The sequence below is a fragment of the Paenibacillus sp. FSL R5-0341 genome (assembly GCF_037975235.1).
GTDB lineage: Bacteria > Bacillota > Bacilli > Paenibacillales > Paenibacillaceae > Paenibacillus > Paenibacillus amylolyticus_A.
This window is the reverse complement of record NZ_CP150241.1, coordinates 3,402,008-3,424,109: the sequence shown is the minus strand read 5'-3', so window position 1 is coordinate 3,424,109 and position 22,102 is coordinate 3,402,008. Positions and strand designations below refer to the sequence as shown.

The 22,102-nt window shown below is 43.4% G+C and carries 17 protein-coding genes; 4 read left to right on the top strand and 13 right to left on the bottom strand.

The annotated features are described in order from the left end of the window. Positions 1-8 precede the first annotated feature (8 nt). From MKX75_RS15295 to MKX75_RS15285, 3 genes are all read right to left on the bottom strand, one after another. Positions 9-656, bottom strand: coding sequence for a response regulator transcription factor (locus tag MKX75_RS15295; RefSeq protein WP_339165898.1), 648 nt, complete (start codon positions 654-656; stop codon positions 9-11). Next, a complete protein-coding gene (locus MKX75_RS15290) occupies positions 653-1,876 on the bottom strand; it encodes a sensor histidine kinase (protein WP_339165897.1) in 1,224 nt (407 codons plus the stop codon). The genes MKX75_RS15295 and MKX75_RS15290 overlap by 4 nt, the downstream gene beginning before the upstream one ends. A gap of 221 nt (positions 1,877-2,097) precedes the next feature. Continuing rightward, positions 2,098-4,377 carry a glycoside hydrolase family 2 TIM barrel-domain containing protein gene (locus MKX75_RS15285; protein ID WP_339165896.1) on the bottom strand — a complete coding sequence of 760 codons (2,280 nt, stop codon included), beginning with the start codon at positions 4,375-4,377 and terminating at the stop codon, positions 2,098-2,100. A 168-nt stretch (positions 4,378-4,545) separates the two neighbouring features. Between MKX75_RS15285 and MKX75_RS15280 the strand changes: the two genes are divergently transcribed. Next, entirely contained in the window at positions 4,546-5,346 is an 801-nt protein-coding gene (locus MKX75_RS15280) for an AraC family transcriptional regulator (protein ID WP_339165895.1), read from the top strand. Positions 5,347-5,479: 133 nt separating this feature from the next. On the opposite strand, the gene MKX75_RS15275 is transcribed toward MKX75_RS15280, so the two are convergent. The 9 genes from MKX75_RS15275 to MKX75_RS15235 all read right to left on the bottom strand — a co-directional run bounded on the left by MKX75_RS15275 (position 5,480) and on the right by MKX75_RS15235 (position 16,466). Next, on the bottom strand, positions 5,480-6,433 hold the full coding sequence (locus MKX75_RS15275) for an alpha/beta hydrolase (RefSeq protein ID WP_339165894.1): 954 nt from the start codon (positions 6,431-6,433) through the stop codon (positions 5,480-5,482). Positions 6,434-6,490: 57 nt separating this feature from the next. Continuing rightward, complete coding sequence (locus MKX75_RS15270; RefSeq protein WP_339165893.1) at positions 6,491-7,543, bottom strand: LLM class flavin-dependent oxidoreductase; 1,053 nt, start codon at positions 7,541-7,543, stop codon at positions 6,491-6,493. A 28-nt stretch (positions 7,544-7,571) separates the two neighbouring features. Then, on the bottom strand, positions 7,572-8,441 hold the full coding sequence (locus MKX75_RS15265; protein ID WP_339165892.1) for an NAD(P)-dependent oxidoreductase: 870 nt from the start codon (positions 8,439-8,441) through the stop codon (positions 7,572-7,574). Positions 8,442-8,600: 159 nt separating this feature from the next. Further along, on the bottom strand, positions 8,601-9,185 hold the full coding sequence (locus MKX75_RS15260) for a TetR/AcrR family transcriptional regulator (RefSeq protein ID WP_339165891.1): 585 nt from the start codon (positions 9,183-9,185) through the stop codon (positions 8,601-8,603). Positions 9,186-9,360: 175 nt separating this feature from the next. Next, the gene (locus MKX75_RS15255; protein ID WP_339165890.1) at positions 9,361-10,533 is read right to left on the bottom strand and encodes an MFS transporter; all 1,173 of its coding nucleotides are present in this window, start codon (positions 10,531-10,533) and stop codon (positions 9,361-9,363) included. A gap of 24 nt (positions 10,534-10,557) precedes the next feature. Continuing rightward, positions 10,558-11,376: a MerR family transcriptional regulator gene (locus MKX75_RS15250; protein ID WP_339165889.1), complete on the bottom strand. Its 819-nt coding sequence runs from the start codon at positions 11,374-11,376 to the stop codon at positions 10,558-10,560. 255 nt (positions 11,377-11,631) lie between these two features. After that, a complete protein-coding gene (locus tag MKX75_RS15245; protein ID WP_339165888.1) occupies positions 11,632-14,100 on the bottom strand; it encodes an FAD-dependent oxidoreductase in 2,469 nt (822 codons plus the stop codon). After that, positions 14,097-14,411, bottom strand: a complete 315-nt coding sequence (locus tag MKX75_RS15240; RefSeq protein WP_036615511.1) for a metalloregulator ArsR/SmtB family transcription factor — start codon at positions 14,409-14,411, stop codon at positions 14,097-14,099. The genes MKX75_RS15245 and MKX75_RS15240 overlap by 4 nt, the downstream gene beginning before the upstream one ends. 240 nt (positions 14,412-14,651) lie before the next feature. Continuing rightward, entirely contained in the window at positions 14,652-16,466 is a 1,815-nt protein-coding gene (locus tag MKX75_RS15235) for a family 43 glycosylhydrolase (RefSeq protein ID WP_339165887.1), read from the bottom strand. 264 nt (positions 16,467-16,730) lie between these two features. Here MKX75_RS15235 and MKX75_RS15230 point away from each other — a divergent pair, with 264 nt between their 5' ends. The 3 genes from MKX75_RS15230 (at position 16,731) to MKX75_RS15220 (ending at position 19,597) form a co-directional block, all read left to right on the top strand. Beyond that, positions 16,731-18,089, top strand: coding sequence for an alkaline phosphatase (locus MKX75_RS15230; protein WP_339165886.1), 1,359 nt, complete (start codon positions 16,731-16,733; stop codon positions 18,087-18,089). 525 nt (positions 18,090-18,614) lie between these two features. Further along, positions 18,615-19,013, top strand: coding sequence for a CBO0543 family protein (locus MKX75_RS15225; RefSeq protein ID WP_339165885.1), 399 nt, complete (start codon positions 18,615-18,617; stop codon positions 19,011-19,013). 107 nt (positions 19,014-19,120) lie between these two features. Next, on the top strand, positions 19,121-19,597 hold the full coding sequence (locus MKX75_RS15220) for a ferritin-like domain-containing protein (RefSeq protein ID WP_339165884.1): 477 nt from the start codon (positions 19,121-19,123) through the stop codon (positions 19,595-19,597). 200 nt (positions 19,598-19,797) lie between these two features. Here the strand turns inward: MKX75_RS15220 and MKX75_RS15215 are convergent, their stop codons facing one another. Next, entirely contained in the window at positions 19,798-22,023 is a 2,226-nt protein-coding gene (locus MKX75_RS15215) for a stalk domain-containing protein (protein WP_339165883.1), read from the bottom strand. Positions 22,024-22,102 lie beyond the last annotated feature (79 nt).

Genomic DNA, 22,102 nt, shown 5'->3' with positions numbered 1-22,102 from the left:
ATGTTCGATTATAAATGCAATATTCCACGCTCCACCGCAACGGCGACGGCCTGCGGTCTCGAATCCACACTCAATTTATTATAGATACTCGTTAAATGAGTCTTTACAGTCCGTTCGGATATGCCCATATCCAAGCCGATCTCTTTACTTCGAGAGCCACGGGCAATCGCTTGAAGTACGATCAGCTCTTTGTTTGTAAGTGATATTTTCGATGAAGGTGACTCTTTCGCCTTTCCTGATACCTTGTGAGCAAATACTTTCTCGCTGATCTCTGGAAGTAGCAACGTTTCCCCCCGCATCGCGGCATCAATTGAACGAAATATCATCTCTCTTCCCGTGTCCTTCAGCAAATAACCTTTTGCACCCAATGCGAGTCCACGTATCATCATCTCATCCTCGTTATATGTAGTCAAAATAATGATCGGTATATCCATTCCTTTAGCTCTAAGCGCTGTCATGGTATCCAGGCCGCCCATTTCAGGCATGTTTAAATCCAATAGAATAATGTCCGGTTTGTAAGTATCCACCCGTCGAACCGCTTCCATACCGTTAGATGCTTCTGCAACTACCTCGTACCTTTGATTAGTTTCCAGGATCAGCTTAAGTCCCTCTCGAACGACGAAATGGTCGTCCACGATAAGAATCTTGATTGTCATACGTTGGTGTCCTCCAGTTGTAATGGAATGCGAACAGAAACTTGGGTTCCTTGCTTTCCGCTTTCAATTTCGATCTTCCCGCCCATAATTCGGGTTCGTTCATATAAGCCAATTAAGCCATAACTACCGGATTGTTTCTCGATGAGGTTGGCATCGAACCCTCTTCCGTCATCCGTAATGCGTAGCTCGATTACGTTTTCGCGTGCAGCAACAACGACTTCTACGTTCGTCGCATGAGCATATTTAGCTGTATTGGCCAAGCATTCTCGGATGATATGTAAGCTATGTTCGAAGATCAACTTCGGCACCACCAGATGGGGCATCGATAATTGAGTGACAATACGAATCCCTGTTATATGTGAGAAGTGTTCAGCCTCTTCCTTCACCGCTTTAGAAATATCTGTGACCTCGGCAGAATACGAACGCAAGTCGTCAATTGCACTTCTCGCTTCTGAAAGCGTGCGCTTTGCTTGGGCTTTTGACAACTGAACAATCTCGTGGGCACGATGGTTATTATCATTTTCTAAATGCGCATCCACGGCATCAAGCTGCATGATAAGACCTGCCAGCCCTTGTGCCAAAGTATCATGTAAATCACGGGCCATCCTTTGACGTTCATTGGCAATCGTTAGCTCCTCCACTTTCCTGTGCGCTCGTTCCAATTCACGTAAAAACGACTGGGTCCGCAATTTGGCACGAACTTGTTTATAGAACAAAGAAGCATAGCCGATGACGAAAAACATGATGAAGAAGAGCGATGGTACTGTAGATGGCAAATCCTCGGTAGTTCCTAGCCAAACCAGGGAGACAGAAAACAAGGTGCAGTAAAAGATGCATACCAGAAGCACCTTCACACGTTGAGCGTATACGCCAATACTCTGACCCGCCAAAGCCGTCAATAAACTTACAAAGATGAGAGAATGAGCATTAGGCATGAATAACGCACACGCCCAGACAATACATCCTTGTGTCACAAAATAAATCCAGGGTCTTCGATCGACAACGTATCCGGCATACCAATGCAGCAGAATGTGAACCAGAATGAGAGCTGTAAACATCATAAATTCAAACCATGTTGGCCACATCGGTAGCTGGGAGTACAATGCAGAAAAATAAATCAGTATGCCCCAGATCAAAGCAGGCAGACGAGAATCACGCAGAACATTTTGAATATCAGATCGGGAGCTTGTATACGGTTGGTTTATCGAATAATCACTCATGCTTGATCACCTCTATCAGGTACTATTTATAAAACAGTCTCCTTGGACACAAAAAATCGGTACATTATTGTACCGATCATTGACTCACTCAAACTATGTTAATGTACGTTGTGTCTTGAAGTCCAGCCCCAGTTAGTATTTAGATGAAAATCTAATTGGAAATGACACATTGTTCTTGTCCCGAGACATTTACAGATATGCTTCAATGTAACATTTACTTATTAAATTATATCTATAACAAGATGAGCTGAGCCCATTCCCTCAGAATGTGCAGATAATACCACACGTTCTTTTTCACCTGTTAGCCGAATGATTGTACTGACGCACCCCCGGTACAAGTGCATCCCGTGACCATGATAGGACTCGTTTGAACAGAGATCTCCATTATCCAAAGATATAATTTCAGCAGGTCCAGTAAGAGTAAAATTGACTTTTGAACTTTCGCGGAAAGCGGATACTCCCTCTTTGTCCTTAGCTCGAACTGTAAATAATTTATGGAACCCCTCTTTACCTTCGAGCGTGATCATCTCCGAATCAAATTCAAGCTTTACAGCGGGTCCTGCTGTTTTTAAGGTATAGGTACATACCTCTTGTCCGTTAATGTAGCCTTTTACCTCTAAGGTTCCGGGCGAGTATGGAATGTAGCCTGTAATCATTTTGTTTGGATAGGAAGTCGGAGGATTAACCAATATGGCTTTCCCATTTAACTTGAGTCTTACTTCTTCACAATTAGTAGCAATCATATATGGAATTACAGTCCTGTTAAACTGCGGAAAATCCCAATGATTCGCATATCTTGGGGCATCCCAATGCTCCTTAATACCTTCATCCTGCAAAGAGTAATCCAATACAGCCATATTCACCATCGGCGCATCAGACCAATAACTTTCATAAAGGTAGGAAAGCGGCTTGCGCTCATTGTTGGTCCTAAACAGTGAACCTGCCCACCCTTTGGCCGGATATCCCATCGATTCACCCAGATAATCAATACCTGTCCATATCATGCCACCGATGACATACGCATGTTTCTCCACATCCATCCAAGGGACTTCATCACTGAAATTTTGCATTTGCTCAGCATGACCCCTGAAAAATTGATACGTCTCTGATCCCAAGATTAATTTATCTGGAACCGCATCATGGATGGCAGGATACCATTGCTCTTGATAATTACAGCTGATGACATCGACAATCTCGGCAATTCTGCGGATACGCTCCACTCTTTCATTCTGATCTAATATTTCCGTGTCACTGACTTCATCAACAAACTGTTGAATATCCTTAACTTGGGAAAGATCCACGACGCTCTCATATTTGAAGTGAGGATTCATGGCATAGGATACCGGTCGAGTATCGTCCAACGTTAGGAGATGCTCTTTAAGCATTTTTAAAATCGCAAGCATGGACGTCTGTCCCTGATGCTCAACCTCGTTACCAACGCCCCACATAAAGATACATGGGTGGTTGCGATCCCTTCTCACCATACATTCCAAGTCGCGTTGCCATTCTGTTTCGAAATATCTTCGATACGAACCTCCCGTCCATTTATCAAACGGTTCTTCATACACAAGTATTCCCAGTTCATCACAGATATCAAGAATCTCTGAGGCAGGCATGTGGTGAGCTGTTCGAATCGCATTGCAACCCATCGCTTTGAAGCGCAAGAGTCTGTCTTTCCAGATCTCAGGAGGGACAGCAACTCCCAAACTGCCCGCGTCTTGATGTATACATAGTCCCTTAATTTTTGTCATTTTGCCGTTAATGTACATCCCTTTACCAGCCATCATTCGAATATCTCTTACACCCACTCGCAGTGCATAAGTATCTGCGATTTGATCACCCTCATAGAGGGATAACTTCAATTGATACAGTTGTGGTTGTTCAGGGCTCCATAACTTCACATTTGGTATTTCCAGTTGAATCATTCCATTAGCTGATTCGCCAGTAAAATTCACGTTACCGTCAGAAATGTATGCTTTAACTAAGGAGGAAACCCCTGTTTTTATACTAATGAGGCCCTTCTCACCTTTAAGACAAGTCTTCACTTGTATTTCTTCGGGTCTTAGATGATTTGTTGGCAGGTTAAGCAGCTTAACTGTTCGGTAGATTCCCGCGCCGGAATACCATCTGTCGGATGGTAAAGACGTATTATCTACCTTGACCTGAATCACATTAACACCTACTTGAAGAGCAGACGTGATATCTAAAGTAAATCTTGAATAGCCATATTTATGCCCGCCTACATCTATACCGTTCACCCATACCGTACTATTTTCATATACACCGTCAAATTCGAGCTGATAGATCCGTCCATCTTTCAACTCTTTCATGTTTAATATTTTCCGATACCATCCAATTCCTGATCGGTCTCTGAATCCCTGAGCTTCCGCTTGACTCATCGTTTGGTTGATCGGTTGATGAATTGCCCAATCGTGAGGTAATTGAACAGGTTTGAAATGGTGGTCTTCCGGCTGTTTTAACGTAAATTTCCAACCATTCATCAGTGTAGTCTCTATTCGGCACATACTGAATTCCATCCTTTCGTTGCCTGTCGGCAATGACTTTGTTATATTCAGATTATAAAATGTATGATTTTTACTAACAATCTAAGGATATTACGAGTTACATTAAAATATTAAGGTGGTCCTATGTATAAACGGCGTATCTCAATGATTACAGAAACCGATAAGAACCTTCCGTATTATCTTGTGGATGTAGGGAGCAATTGGAACCAAGAACATATTGTACGCCCTCAGGGCTATTTATTTCAGTGGATACAATGTGTTCAAGGCGAAGGAAAATTAATAACGGACGGCAAGACTTACCGGGTTAAAGAAGGCTCAGCCATGCTGCTTTTCAAAGGGGTGCCTCATGAGTATTATGCAATTAGTCCGACCTGGATTGTGGATTGGGTCGTCTTTGACGGCCACCAAGTTGGCACCTTTTTGCAAGATACAGCCGCAATTTCAAGCCAAAGCGTATTGTATGTATCCAGGCCAGATATTTTCAGAGCCAAAATTCAACAACTACTTGAGTTGGAGCAATCCAATGGGACGATGGCAAGCATACAATGCTCAAGCATCATTTATTCCATGATGACAGCCATTATGCAATTTGCTTCGCCTAATCCCAATCAGATCGCTACCAATTTGCATTTAAAGCTTGAACCTCTATTTGAATATATTGAGCATAATTACAACAAACCACTGACCTTGGGAGTTCTCGCTGAGATTGCAGGTATGACCCCTCAGCACCTTTGTACTTTATTTAGAAAAGCAACCAATCTAAGAATTTTCCAATACATTAATTCAGTTAGAATTAAGAAGAGCAAAGAGCTTTTACTGCAAAATCTCAGTATGCCGGTTAAGGAAATTGCCTATCTGGCAGGCTTCGAAGATGCAAATTATTTCAGTACGGTGTTTAAAAAGCTGGAACAGATCAGTCCGAACCAGTTTAGGAAGATCCGTTAATAAATTGACGTAAGCGATTTAAGCAGTGTGTCATTGTTTCCAATTGAAATACAGATTCAACTGTTGAGATAATACATCTTGATCTGATTCTGATAAGTACTTCTTCTCAATGCCAAATCGACGAAGATCATTATCAATCAACGACCCTATTGGGATGAAGTGCACGAGCCATTGCATCCATATAACCCTGAACAGCACGCTGACTCACTTCTGTTTCTGGAGCAAGAATTTCGAAAAGGTGGAAGCAACCTGGATAGAGGTGAAATTCAACATCCACACCTGCTTTTGCTAGTCTTGCCACATACTCCATCGTCTCGTCCCGGAATAGATCGAGCTGACCTACACAAGTATAGACCGGCGGCAATCCTGCCAAGTTCTCCGCACTCGATGGTACTGCATAAGTAGATCCTCCACTGACATCTTTCTTCTCACCAAGGTACATATTCCAAGCAGCCAAGTTGTCCGTTCGGTTCCAGATTGAACCCACTTCTGTAATCTCATGACTAGATGGCGTGATGTTACGATTATCTAACATCGGGTACAATGGCATTTGGAAGATAATAGACGGACCTCCTTTATCACGTGCCATCAGCGCGAGTGCTGCTGTCAGCCCTCCACCACCGCTAGCACCGGCAATTGCAACCCGATTCACATCAATGCCAAGTAGTGCTGCCTCCTCCGTCATCCATACCAATCCAGCATAACAATCTTCAATCGCCGCAGGATATGGATGCTCAGGAGCGAGCCTATAATCCACTGATACGACAATACATTCTGCTGTCTGAACAAAACGCTCGCACAATTTGTCATCCATATCGGGATGTCCTAACACGTACCCGCCTCCGTGAATCCATAACATGGCTGGTAGTAAATCATTCGTTCGATCGGCAGGTTCGTATATTTTGACCAGCATCTCACTTCCGTCCCTCGGAATTTTCCGACTGGTTGTGTTTACATGCTCTGATTTTTTCACCGATGCAGCCGATACTAAGTTTCTGCTCCACTCTAAATTTTTCTCCAATGCAAACCCTGGAAATTGTGAATATACCTCTCTTAATTCTGGTAGTATACGTGTCTCAATGCTCATGATAATTCCTCCAAATATAATAATGAATTCGATTGTCTACGTCTTTTCAGTTAATTCTTATCTCATTTCAGCTTCCCACTTGGAAATTTCCTCTCGGACTCGCGGTGCAACCTCTTTACCGAGCAGTTCTATAGCCCGCATTACCAACTCATGTGGCATCGTGCTTAAGGGAACATACATCATGAAACGTGTAATTCCTACATGCTTGCGCAGATGAATAATTTTTTGAGCAACTGTTTCTGGGTCCCCTACATACAACGCACCATCAGAACTGCGGGCAGCGTCATAGCTGGAACGGTCGTAATATGCCCACCCCCGCTCTTTGCCGAGTTTATTCATGCCGTACTGAGTGGACGGGAAAAAGAGGTCTGCGGCTTTTTCCGTATCTTCTGCAACAAATCCGATTGAATGTGAACCTACCCGAAGCTGTGATACATCATGACCAGCATGAGTTGCCGCCTTTTTATACAGTTCTACAAGTGGCGCAAATTTCGTTGGATTTCCACCGATAATTGCCAGAACTAGTGGCAGACCTAGAATTCCCGCACGTATGGCTGACTCCTGAGTACCTCCGCTACCGATCCATACAGGAATAGAATTCTGAACAGGACGCGGGTATACCCCCAGATTATGTATCGCTGGACGATGGCCTCCATTCCAAGTTACTTTCTCGGATTCCCGTAATTTAAGAAGCAGTTCAATGTTTTCATTAAATAAATCCTCGTAGTCATTCAGGTTATAACCGAACAGTGGAAAGGACTCAATGAAAGAACCCCGACCCGCTATAATCTCGGCACGTCCATTGGAGAGACCGTCAAGCGTTGCAAAATCCTGAAACACACGGACAGGATCTGCTGAAGATAGGACCGTCACAGCACTTGTCAATCGAATCCGTTTTGTGAGGGGCGCCGCAGCGGACAACACCATGGCTGGTGAAGATGCCGCATAATCATCACGATGATGCTCACCTATGCCAAACACATCAAGTCCTACCTGATCTGCAAGGACGATTTCTTCCACGACTTCTCGCAATCGCTGAGCGTGGCTCATCACAACTCCGGTCTTCGTATCAGGCTTTGTTTCTACGAATGAAGTAACACCTATTTCCATAATTAATCTCTCCTTATATTTTCTTTCCTTAAGAGGAATGTCCAAGACAACGGATTAAAGCCGTCCAATCCAACTCACCATAACCATGGGCAATTCCTTCCGAGAGGTGTTGATGAATAAGCTGACCTAAAGGAAGTGGAGCTTGAACTGACTTGGCTGCCTCGATAGCTAATGAAACATCCTTTAACCCGAGCTTCATTTTAAAACCGGCTGGTTCAAAGCGCTGTTCAGTCATGATCGCGCCATAGTTCTGATATACCGGCGATTGAAAAAGAGCATTCACAACATCCATATATCGGGACGGCTTAATGCCGTGCTTTTCAACCATGAGCTGCGCTTCCGACAAAGCTTCCAGCATTGAAGCAATTAGAAAGTTAACGCCTATTTTGACAATGTTACCTTCTTCGCCATGATCCCCAATCTCAAATATCTCTTGACTTAACGCTGTTAACATGGGAAGTACCCGTTGTCTTGCATGTTCCGGACCAGCTAAAATAATGCGCAATGTAGCTGCTTTAGCGGCATCCGGGCGCCCCATTACGGTGGCAGACACAAAGTGCTGGTGTCTCTCCGCATGCAAAGCGGATAATTTCCGAGCCAGATCTACGCTGATCGTACTGGCAGATACGTGAATTCCATTTTCAGATAATCCGTTCAGAACGCCAGTTGGTCCCTCAACAATCTCTCTCAAAGCATCATCATCAGATAACATGGTAATTACAAGATTGCTTTCTTTCGCTGCCTCTAGTGGTGTTTGGACATACCGTGCTCCCTGTTTTATTAATGGTTCAGCTTTTTCAGGGGTCCGATTAAAGATGACTACGTCATAACCCGCTTTCAACAGGTTTTGTGCCATTGGAAGGCCCATATTTCCAAGTCCAATAAACGATACCTTCATTGGTTGCATCTCCTTATTGTTAAATGGATTGTTTCCATAACGGAATGAATGTTCCAGAATGATCAAAAAAATTTGGTCTTACAGATACTCTTCAAATGGCAACTTCAAAATATGAAGAATATAATAACGGAACAATCATTCCAATATTACTAAAAAAAATTATATCCCTGCAATTACAAAGCTAATCATCTCTTTGGCACGTTCTGGATTTTGACCTGTTTTGGCCATAATATTTATGCTTTGATGCAAATTCAGCAATAAATAAGACACTGTTTTGATATCTGTTTTTTTATCTATCTCTCCCGATTGTTGGCCCTTCTCCAAAAGCTCACAAAATGCTTGTTCCAACTCCGAAAAACTAGTCTGTATCAAGACATTTATCTGTTCATCGGGTGACTCCAATGTTGTAGCTGTATTCGTTACAAAACATCCGCCCGGTAGGCTGGTATCGTATGCTGAAGCAATATGATACTCAAAAAATTGAAGAATTCCTTCTCTTACGTTGGATGCTTGTTCAAGAATGGTCTGCTTATTGGAACTCCCTTTTTTATAATGCTCCAGGGCATCTCTGTACAAGGTTTGCTTGTCGGAAAACGTATCATAAAGGCTGGATCGGCTAATGCCCATCACTTCCAGTAAATCCGGTATGCTAGCAGCCTCGTATCCTTTTTTCCAAAACAACAGCATTGCTTCGTGTAATGCTTGATTTTTGTCAAATTCTTTAGTCCTGGCGATAAGTAACACCTCCCGTTTCAGAAATATAACATATCTGAACTGATCAGTCCAGAAAAGAATCTTGCCGATTGTTAATCGATATTAAAATCATACATTAAAGAATATATAATCCATATTTTATATATAAATCCCAAATGATTAAGTGTGTTACACACTGAAAAGAAAGAATTACCCATCATTAAAATTACACTGGATCTGGCGTTCCAGTCCTGCTTCTCGATTTCTTAAATAGTAAGATGGCAAGAAGTAAAGCAATTCCTACAGCTCCAAACCCCAACCAATTTAAATACAGAACAGATGTACGACTGATCACAATCCCACCTAATCCAGATCCCAATGCAAAACCAAATTGGATAAATGACGTATTTACGCTAAGGGCAATGTCGGGATTACGAGGTGCCAGTGTAACCAGATATAATTGCTGGGCCGGAGATATGCTCCACGTTGCTAACATAAAAATCATTAAAACCAAGATTAACATCATAAGATTAACTCCAGCTAGAGCAAACAAAAGAAGAGTTACACCTTGTAACAGAAGGCCTAGACAAATTGTAAACTTTGATCCCTTTGCATCTGCCAATTGTCCGCCCACTTTTGATCCGACAAAGCTGCAAATTCCCGCGAGAAACAGAACACCGCTTATCTCTGTCATGGTAAGAGTGGATGTAGCTTGCAAGAAAGGCGTAATATACGTGAACAGTGTCGAATAGCCGCCGATATACAATAATGTAATAAGCAAGGCAGTCAGAATGAGTGGATTTTTCAAAATGGAGAGCTGCATTCTGAGGGTGATCTTTTCTTCCTCTTTGATTGCCGGAACCTTATTGTAGATAATAAGTAATGGAAGAACACTTAACAATCCAATGAATATAAATAGAACTCTCCATCCAAACATTTCACTAAAAAATGTGCCCAATGGGACACCGAGCACTAGCGAACTGCTTAGCCCCATCAAAATGATGCCGATGGCATTGCCCCTTTTCTCTTTTTCAACCAGTCTTGTCGATACGGCCATAGCTATAACCGTAGCGATCCCTCCGCTCGCCCCTTGAATAATTCGCACCCATAGTAAAGTTTCATAAGAAAGGTTTAAAAGCATAAGTCCGTTGCTGGCTATAAACACACTGAGGGTGGACAACAATAACTTCTTGCGATCCATATTTATTGTAATTGCAATGAGAATCGGGGCGATAATGGCCGCTGCTAGAGCAAACACAGTTACCAGCAAACCCACTTCAGAAGTAGATACGCTCAAGTCTGTGGCGATCATTTCAATGACTCCTGTAATAATGTATTCAATGGTTCCAATCAGAAAAACAGCCAATGCCAAGATATATATGATCCATTTATTTTTCACTTTACTCCACTCCGTCTTTTTCAGTTATTTATTTCGTATTGGGATTTGTATTTCTATGAATTGTGCAGCTTGTTCTTGGGATAAGGGTAAATAAAGTTCCCTACCAGCTTCGTTCTCCTTGATCTGATAATTATTCTTCTCAATCCATGTAGCTAGATGAACACAGGCTTTACAGGCAAAGGTGACATTGGAACGATAAGCTATGGTGGCCATCATGGGTTCAGCAGAAAGAGTCCGCAGTTGAAATGGGTCGGGAGGTGATCGCAGCTCACAGGTTAAGAAGTAACCTATTTCCAACTCGAACTCTTCCTCTTGTCCTGCGATTTCTTTCCACAAAACAACCTGTGGTCCGTGGATCAGTTGACGCATTTCTTTTGTTAATGACTGATCAAACTGATGAAATAAACTTGGGATCTCCTCTTCCCTCCCGCACCCTGTCTGAAAAAGAAACTGCCGAGCACCTTCCTCTTTGATTCGAATTTCTTGCCCAGTTTCGACGTGCCCCTCTTCCTCTATAAGCTGCATGCGTTCCTCAATCCGGACGAGTTTAGCTTGTTCCGTATCGATAATCTGCTGAATTTCGCTTCTTTTTAGCTTAAACATGCCTTGAATATTCTCCAATGTAATATGTTCCTGTAACAGCTGTGTGATTTGTGGCAACGTAAACCCCAATTCTTTATAAATGAAGATTCGGTTGAGCTCGAGAAGCTGATCTGCGGAATAGTAACGGTAACCCGTATCGTGATCTACCTTTCTAGGCTTAAGTATGCCAATCTGGTCATAATAACGCAGTGTTTTTAATGAGACCCTGCTTAGCCTGGAAAACGCACTGATTTTGAACAATATATCATCTCCAATCAATTAACATAATGCGAGTATATAGTTTCCCGTACAGGGGAAAGTCAAGGGTATATATGCTTCTCATTTACCTAGCTAAAATCAAATACCGTCCTTGTCATCACTCTATGTTGCTGTTATGGGTAAGTCAAAGAACCGTTTCTGAATGAAACGTTCATTTTTTCTGAACAAAAAAATGCCACTCATCGTGGCATCCTCTCGGTACTCATTCAGTTATTCTACTCAGTATTACTAATTTTTTTAAATAAATAGATTATGATTGGCTTGTGATGCTTGTCCAAGATAGTAACCTACTCCACCAATTTTAACTTGGTCTATTAATTCTTCGCGCTGAATTCCCATTAAATCCATAGACATTTGGCAGGCAACGATCTCTACTCCTTGAGCAATTGCGCTCTCAATCAATTCTTCCAACGAAGGTACATGATGTTTTTTCATCAAACCACGAATCATCTTCGGGCCTGCTCCGAGCATATTCATTTTGGACATACCAAGCTTCTGGCTTCCACGAGGTAACATCATATAAAACATACGGCCGATCATGGTTTTGGATAACTTCTGCGGCTGCTGCTTACGAATAATACTCAATCCCCAAAAAGTGAAAAACAGGGTTACTTTCCGTCCGCTGGCTGCTGCCCCATTTGCAATAATGAGTGAGGCGATCGCCTTATCCAGATCGCCACTGAAGACAACCATCGTGCTGGCAGGATCGCTGATGGGGGAATCCGATACGGGTTGTGCTGTATTTTTAACAATGACGGACTCAATGGTACCGCCTTTCATTCTTTCCAACTGCAAGATTGTGGAACCCGACATTGTAGCCCATGCTTTGACATCTTCATAGAAGCCTGGATCGGAAGCTTTCACGCGAAGGGTTTCCCCGTTCGAGAGTTGATCCATTTTCTGCTTCACTTGTATTAGCGGACCAGGACAACTTAATCCGCATACGTTCAAGTTATGATCAATACGTTGCGGCTGTGTTGAGTCAGTGGGAATAAACTTTTTTTCCTTAACGTCCCCCGCAGGATCATGCTGCTCTTGTTTTACAGCAGTAAATGGAGCAGGCTTAAACTGGGCTTGACGGTATGTTTTATAACCACCACTCAAGTTTTTTACACTGAAACCATGCTGGCGCAAAATTTGCGAAGCAGTGTAACCACGTAAGCCGACTTGACAGTATAGCCAGATTTCTTTGGATGGATCTAATTCATCTAAACGTTGACGAAGCTCATCGACTGGAATAGAGAGTGAATCCGGAATATGACCATTTTGATGCTCGATTTCACTGCGAACATCCAGAAGTATCGACTGCCCCGGCTGACGATCAGCCAGTTGATTATAGGTGAACGTCTGAACACGTCCAGTGATCATATTCTCTGCTGCATATCCAGCCATATTCACGGGATCTTTGGCAGAGGAATAAGGTGGCGCGTAACTCAGTTCAAGCTCTGTCAAATCCCGGACATGTCCTCCAAAATGAATGGCTACAGCAATGTCATCAATTCGTTTATCCACTCCATCATAACCGACTGCTTGTGCGCCTAAAATTTTGCCTTGCGGAGTAAACAGCAGTTTAAGAGTAATTGCGCTTGAACCCGGATAATACGATGCATGAGAAGCAGGGTGTACGATAACGGTTTGATAGTCCACGCCGAGACGCTGTAGTGTTTTTTCATTACTGCCTGTCGTAGCTGCGGTCATTCCAAAGACTTTGATAATGGATGTACCTTGTGTTCCTTTATAGGTAGAAGGAAGCCCTGCGATACGGTCGGCAACAATACGACCTTGTTTGTTGGCAGGTCCGGCAAGTGGTATCGTTGCCTTCGTACCATGAATGGTTTCCGTTACTTCGATAGCATCCCCAACAGCATAGATATGTGGCACACTGCTTTCTAAAGCTTCATTTACGATAATATGTCCACGTGCACCCAGCGAAACGCCGCTATCTTTCAAAAAATAGGTGTCCGGCGTTACGCCTATCGCAAGAATAACCATGTCAGCAGTCAGCGTATGACCATCTGCAAGTTCAACTCCTATGCCCTGCTCTAGGGAATGGAATCCCTGAACACGCTTGGAAAACAGCAGGTTCACACCATGATTCTCCATTTCCTGTGCCAATGCGGCTCCTAACTCGGGATCATATGGTGTGAGTACTTGTGCGTTCCCCTCAATCAGCGTTACATCCAGACCAGCTTCCTTTAAATTCTCAGCCATTTCCACGCCAATAAATCCACCACCTATGACGATTGAAGAATTGTTGTTAGACGAACTTATCTGGTCTTTGATCCGATCAATATCCGGAATACTTCGTACGGTATAAATTAGTGGATTGTCCTTACCCGGCAGATCAGGAATGATCGGTTTTGCACCTGGTGACAATATCAGCTCGTCATAGCTTTCTTCATATGCACCACGCTCTTGGGACTGTATCTTAACCACTCGCTTCTGCGAATCGATAGCTACAACCTCACTTCTTGTACGCACATCGATACGAAAGCGATCTGCCATCCCTTTTGGCGTCTGCACCAGCAGACGCTCTCGATCATCGATTGAGCCACCTATATAATAAGGTAAACCACAATTCGCAAATGAGATATAGGGTCCCTTCTCAAAGATAATAATATCAGCATGTTCATCCAGACGGCGAAGACGTGCAGCTGCAGATGCACCTCCAGCTACACCGCCAACAATGAGTACTTTTTTGCTCATGATTCACAATCATCCTTTTCAAATAAAGTTTTAATAATCTGTTCAACCCGTTGATCGGCAAGCACATAGTTCACTTCAAGACCATTTCGCTCCGTAGCAACAATACCTGCACTACGAAGCTTCTGGAGGTGCTGTGAGACTGTTGATTGGGGAAGATCCAGACATTCCTGCATATAAGAAACATTACATTTTTTTTTCATCATCAGTCCGCGCACAATGCATAAACGAATGGGGTGAGACAAAGCTTTCAGCAAATTAGCTGGTTCATCGAACTGTTTAATGTTATTGCTGTCAAAAGCGGGAGTGTTCACAAGTATTCCTCCTAAATCGTTATATCGTAATAATACGATTTAATGATTTGCATGTCAAATGTATTCTGGATTGAGTGCATTCAATTAGTCGCATACCCGTTCAACCCTATGGTTTTTGCTTGTTCCAGGTGGAAGATATAAATGATAAAAATGCCTGCCAAAACCGCTAAAAGCGACATTTGACAGGCATTCATGTTGTATCAGGCCATTATAGATAGCGATTTATTGAAACGTCTTATATTAGAGTATAACAGGCTGAATCAGTCCGTCCTTACCAAACAGAAGGGGGTCCATACATATTTCGCGGTGATACCCCTTTCCGGAGGAAAACCTGGATAGTGGCGTGACAAAACGGTGATAGGCAATCTGGTATTGACCCGTTTCGGAATCATTAAATATACAGTGATGACCTGTGCCCAGCATGCCTTTCTCCACATTTTTGCTCAGAATTGGGTATCGATAGGTAATAGGCCCGTATAATTGCTCTGACGTACCGTAATTCACATGATAGTCTTCACTGCCTGTGTCATCACAGGACCATGTAAAGTGGTATAATCCACCCTGCTTTAACACGGTTACCGCCTCACGAAAATCATGCAAGCCCGCCAGGTTGCTCATTGTGTCCTCCACTACACTTATCATGTCTTCACCGAGCTCCACAATGGCAGCATGTCCATTGCCAAATAGCAGATACGCTTTTCCATTATCTTCGACATAGATAGAGGGATCAATCGCTTGTCCCATGGTAATGCCCAGACGTTTCAACTGCTCCAATGTGATTAAAGGCTGCGACTCGGCCAGGAATGGACCAATCGGTGTATCTGCTACAGCAACGCCGATGGCACTCTCGCCGTTCCGCATTTTGCCGCAGAAATAAAAATAGAACTTTCCGTTTCGGCTGGCAATTGCCGGTGCCCAGGCATTACCGGTTGCCCAGGCGACATCCTCTGTTCCCAGATCAAGGATCACGCCTTCGTCTTGCCAATGCTTCAGGTCTGAAGAAGAAAACACTTTGAACTGTGTCCCCGACCACCCCTCGAAGCCATCTGTTGTCGGATACATATAGTAACGATCCTCAAACTTGGCTACATCAGGATCGGCATATTGTCCGGGAAGCACCTGATGACCACCCCCGAAAGCTGCGAGAAGCTGGCTGCACTCCTCAGCTGTGATTGGCAGGACACTTCCATGCCGCTTTTGAGTTGATCCCATATCGAATTCACCATCAGGGACAATTCGGAATTCTCCACTTCCCAGATCCGTAGTCAGCAGAGGAAGATAACCCTTGCCTTCAGCAAATCGATCAACAATCAGGCACCATTCCTCCCGGTCATTGAATTTAAAGATTTGAGGTCCCTCCACACCTGCCATAGCCTCCAGTACCGGAGCTTGAAGTGTAACAAATGCCCCTTTGTCGAGAGAGTCTCCTTTTTCTACCCGTATGTTTTTGGTTGTTTCATCCTTGGAGTATCGATAGTAAGAGCCAGCCGAAGGAAGAATCGTTGTATCAATAATATGATTATCCCGTTCAATGTATTTTTCCGATGCCGAGAACGTACGAAAGTCTTTTGTGCGAGCGCTGTATATTTTTTGTTTTCGTTCTTGCTCCTGAGGTTCCTGCGTCGCAGAAGCCCAGAATACAAGAAACTCATCTTCCACTTCATCATACACAGCTTCGGGTGCCCAGACACATCCAGCTCCCTCAACACCTAGTGTGACGTTCCATGGGGATGACCAGTTCACCAGATTGCTGGATTCCCATACGATTACGTCACGGCTCCCGGCATTAACGGCATGAGTCCATCCTTTGCCGCTTGCGATGCGTAGATCCGTAGCAATCAGATAAAATTTATTTTCCTTGACTGAGCGAACCAGAAACGGGTCCCGTACCCCCTGTTCTCCAAGGTCGGAAAACAGTACAGGTGATCCGCCATTAAGGTCCTTCCAGTGAAGACCATCCTCGCTATAGGAGAAATAAACCTGCTCTCCGTCTGGTTGTTCGCCAATAAAATGTACAAAGAGATACCCGGCATAATTTGGAGTTGTTTTGGACAATGGTAAGAGCCTCCTGAAAATGAAATTGACGTTATGGTCGTCGTAAGACAAATAATGAAAGCGTTCTATTGTTTTATCATACTTCAAAAACATGGGGATGGGTATATTTTGTATAACAATGAAGCCACCTCTTTATTTTGTTTTTACCTCAGGTATACAAAAATCCTGGTTATCATTTACAAATGAATGATAATCTTCATATTGTTGAACAAATGAATATAGATTCATGCATTCATGTTTGAGATATAACGAGGAGGAATCATTATGAAATTATCCAAAAGAGTATTACCAGCGGTAGCGCTGACTCTGGCTGTATCGGCTTCTACGCTCTTGTCTGCCGGACAAGCAAATGCAGTTCAAGCTGTAAGTGTGGAGAAAAAACAAATCAAGAACATCATCTTCCTCATTGGGGATGGCATGGGGACCTCTTATACTTCCGCCTACCGTTATATGAAAGATGATCCTTCAACCAAGGGCATGGACAAAACCGTATTTGACCCTTATCTGGTTGGGGCACAAATGACCTATCCGGATGATGATAAACAAAATGTGACGGATTCCGCTTCGGCAGCAACAGCCATGTCGGCAGGTGTGAAAACCTACAATGCGGCCATTGCGGTTGACCCTGAGCAGAAGGAAGTCAAAACCGTACTTGAGCAGGCTAAAGAAAACGGCAAGTCCACCGGACTCGTGGCTACATCGGAGATCACTCATGCAACACCAGCTGCATTTGGTGCCCATGATATCAGTCGAAAAAACATGGATGCAATTGCGGACGATTATTATGATGAGCTGATTAATGGCAAGCATAAGGTGGATGTACTTCTGGGTGGAGGGAAATCCAATTTTGTACGCGACGGTCGTGACTTGACGAAGGAGTTTCAGAAGGCCGGATTCAGTTATGTGACGGATCGTTCCTCTCTCCTTGCTGATAAGAATCAACAAGTTCTTGGACTGTTTGCGGACGGAGGTCTGGACAAGTTGATTGATCGTACTGCTGCAACTCCATCATTGGCTGAGATGACCAATACAGCGATTGATCGTCTCAGTTCTAACGACAAAGGATTCTTTTTAATGGTCGAAGGCAGCCAGATCGACTGGGCAGGACATGATAATGATATCGTTGGCGCGATGAGTGAAATGGAAGATTTCGCAGCAGCATTTCAGGCAGCTATTGATTTTGCCAAAAAAGACGGCGAAACACTTGTCGTAGCTACTGCCGACCACTCCACGGGCGGACTTACCCTTGGTAAAGACGGGGAATACAACTTCTTCGTAGACCCTATCAAAGCTGCACTTCGCACGCCAGACTTCATGGCAGCACAAATTGCAAAAGGTGCTTCGGTTGAGGAAACGCTAAAAAGTTATCTGAAACTGGATTTAAAGGCGGAAGAGATTCAATCGGTGAAAGAAGCAGCCCAAACTGCGGATGTAACGAAGATTGATAATGCCATTGAAGCGATTATTGATAACCGTTCGTTTACGGGCTGGACAACAGGTGGACATACAGGTGAAGATGTTCCGGTCTATGCCTACGGTCCGGCAAGTCATCGCTTCGCCGGTTTGATCGACAACACAGATAATGCCAAGATCATATTTGATATTCTCAGCAAGCACCAGTAATTCGATGATAATTCAATAGTTTAGGATCATCCCTTCTCTTTTTTCATCCGAAGAGAAGGGATTTTTTTCATAAAATCCTTATGAACATCCTTAACCGTAGCCGTTCTATATTTGGCTTTTTTCATGACCGAAACTTGTTCATTCACTTCGAGTAAAGCAAATGCCTATTCCGAATTTGGCTAATATGCATTATATCCCATGGAGTTGGTTACCTTATACAAAACCACTTGCATTGAAGGGAGAGAAATCCGATAAATGCAGTTAACGATTGGTTAAGGCAGCTTGCCCACAATTATATTCTCATTATCATTGCTGCGGTGCTCTTTTTTGCAATCAAAGCCGTCATTGGATTCTATACGTACAAGCATTATGATAAAAAATTAAATGCGCTCTCAGAGCAAATGGATCGTCTTCTGGAGATCAAACAGCGGAGCGATTAATGGAGCATGAAAAATAGAAACAACAAGCTTTGGAGGGAAATGCATGCTAGGGAATATACTCTTGGGTATGGTCGTCCCTATACTATTGGCAGTATGGATTTTACGACGGAACTTGAAGATCCTTGTTATCTATTATCCACTCGGCGTGGCTATTGCGTCTTGCATCAACAATGTGGGATTTAATTATTTCTGGAATATACTTCCCAACACTCGCAACCAGTCCTTTGCCGCTCTCCCTATGGACCTGGGGATCTATCCAATTGCCGGATGTTTGATGATGTATGTCATCATAGTTAAAGATGCCAAGCCATGGGTGGCGATTCTCGTTGCAGCCTTGTCTCTCACATTATTAGAATGGGTTGCCAAAATGATGGGGCATGTCATTTATTTTAATGGATGGAATATTTTTTGGACCTTTTTGTCATACCTCCTGCCATTTGTTCTTGCTTATGGTTACAGTAAGATATTGAGGTGTACCAAGTAAAAGTTCCATTGAAGCTTTCGATTAATAAGACGGGACAGAGTATATGGGTTAACGCTGATAGGCATACGTGCATATGTTAACTCATATTTGTCTTGGAGGGATTCGTAATGTATGTGACATATCCGTATGGTTACAGGTACACTTTTACTCCGGTATGGGCAACATCATCAGCCGAAGCACTTGAATTAATCAAAACGGCTGTTCAAGGAGAAAAAAATGATGAGATGTTCTATGATTCACTGATTCAGTTATCACCCGATGCTAATCAGGCTGCCATCATCACGAGCATCCGTAATGATGAACGCGGACATAATCAAATGTTCCGCCAAATGTACAAGGATCTGACAGGCCAGGAGATTTCGGGTGTAAGCATTGAGCCAGTTGAGACGGTCCCCTCTTACCTTGCCGGATTGCAAAAGGCTTTTCAGGGTGAATTGGCGGCTGTGGAAAAGTATAGAAAAATATGGTTTGGCCTCCCTTATGGCATATATAAAGACACAGTGTGGGGAATCATCCTGGACGAACAGAAACATGCGGATAAATATAACAATCTGATTACCTACAATTTGCCGAGTCTCTCTTAATATACGCTTGCTATCAAATGCACATGCCCTATTCACCTCAAGTTATGGGAAAGCAAGTGGGAATGTTATTGGAAAATAACCTCTCCTAAACAAAGATGATTCATTCCCAACTACAGTCTGATTTCTTCCAACGCAAAAAAAGGCAACCGAATCATTCCTGTTCGATTGCCTTTGATTTAGTTATAAAACCTCATATACATTTACTTCTCCGATGGGAGTGGTGTAAAGAGCAGATTGACCGGCAAGTTACTTCCTGGCGCAGCAGAGAACAGAATCGTTACACTCTCTCCAAATGATCCTGTGCGGTACAGAACGCTTTGCTCACTTGAATTGGTAACCGCAACGTTGCCTTCGGCAATCGATACCAACTGATTGTTCACCAGAGCTACTCCGGAGTACTTCCCTCCACGAGGGTTAAAGGAGATTAGCGTACGCGGAGCGACATTGGTCAGCGTGATTTTGTACAATACGCCGAAATTGCCCGCATTGGATGCGTCTGTGTAAGCCATAGGATCTGTTCCAACCAGATTGGGATCGCTTGAATTGTCACCAAGTGGCAGACGCGCTGGTTTTGTTCCCACTTGCTGATCGTACGTTATGTTACGTGTTGCATTTGGATACGTACCACGGTTGTGCACTCCGTCACGATCAAGCACAGGTAGCAGTGGCAGAGTCTCAAACGGATCTTTGTTTTCCTCGACCAGGATAACGTTGTAGTCTAGTGAGTAATCACTATAAGCGTCCGAATAGAGGGAGATGACTTGTCCTTCTTTCATCGGAATTTTATTAAGTTCAGTCAAGATCAGTTTACTTTCGCCAGGTTGAAGGTATTCTTTCTTTTGATCCGCTCCAGTCTGAATTGACTTGAACCACTTATCAATAGACAATTTCCCAGCTACGGTAGCGTATGGTGTAGGTCCTGCAAAGCCCATATTTTGTTGTTCGAATACAGCCGGATTTGGGTTGTTATTGGTTGCAATTACATACATTTTCACTCTTTTGCCTGTATTGTTGACGTGGTGAATCATGAAACGGGTCTGCCCCGAAGATGATTCTTTATATACGATGCCTTCCGTATTCACGGTTTCCGGGCTGTTGCTGCGGATCAGCAAACTAGGCTCATCCATGTACGTATAAGGCACTTTCTCCATCGTAGTCACTTCGCCACCGTTAAAGGTAAATTTCTGTCCTACTGGCGTGAAGAGCAGATTGAAATCGGTAAATGAATATAAGGTCTCATTCGTTATGGTGATGACTTTGGAGTACGTGTTCGTAGCACCGTGATTGTCAGTAACCGTAAGTGTCACCGTTTTTGGACCTGGTTCAAAGAAAGCAAGTGAATTGTTCTCCCATACTGCTTTAACAATATTATCTTCATCATCAGTGCTTTGGTCTGTATATGTTATTTTTTCGCCCATTTTATATTCTTCTTTATCCGTGGCGAACATGGCTACAGGAGGAAGATTAGGAGTCAAAACTTCAATCGTCATGGAATAGGGATCGCTCCATTGGCCATTGGAATCCTGAACCTCATATGAAATGGTATATGTACCTGCTTGATCAAATGATTCTTGACGACCTGTCCAGCGTTCGTCAACGATATCCAGTGCATTTGGAGAACTGGAAGAAGTCACATAGTCCACTTTATCGCCCGCAAAGATTTCCTTTTGGGAAATGGTAAAGCTCGCAACAGGTTTGGTATTTAGATTCAACACAACCGTCTTCGCCGACTGATTTACTTTATAAGTGATGTTCAGAGCTTGAGTAATGGAAGTTAACGGCACCATGAACGTATTTTTTTGCTGATAAGCAGGGCCTTTCATCGTTCTGGTCTCTCCATTTACAGTGTAGTCTTTGCTGTTGGTCTTGAATCGGAGTTCATCGTCACCACTAATAATGATGGTTTCCTTGGTTTTGTTATCGTATTTAACCCCATATCCCACACGGTCAACCAGCGCACGAATTGCAACATAGGATACACCGTTTTTTACAGCCATTGGTTGGCCAGCAAGATACGTTTTTCCATCCTGCTCCATTTTGTTGCTGTTCATGTACAACGTCAGATTTCCACCTGAACCTACTGGAGACTTCCCATCAACGGGTGGTTGCTCTACTTGAGCAGGCGTAGCTGGTGTTTCAACCTCCTCCGTGCTTCCTTCCTGAGTGGTAGAATCTGCGGGTTTCTCCACGTCAGTTTTCGTTTCATCAGAGGTTGGAGTATCGATCGATGCGTTAGTGCTCTCCGTCTTCACTTCACGCTCTGCAATCGGTTGCACTTCTTTTATCACCTCAACGGATTCTACGTTGGCCGTGTTTACGGACGCTGTGTCACTTTGCGGTACTGACTGCGCACTCACGGAACCGACTGCAAATGCTTGGAAAACGGCTAAAGCGGTAAAAATGGACAATTTCTTCTTCATATTCATGCTTTGTCTTTGGCTCCTTCTGCTCTCTAGTAATTTGTATCCCCTCAAAAAGTCATAGTATTAGACGCTAGATTTAGGA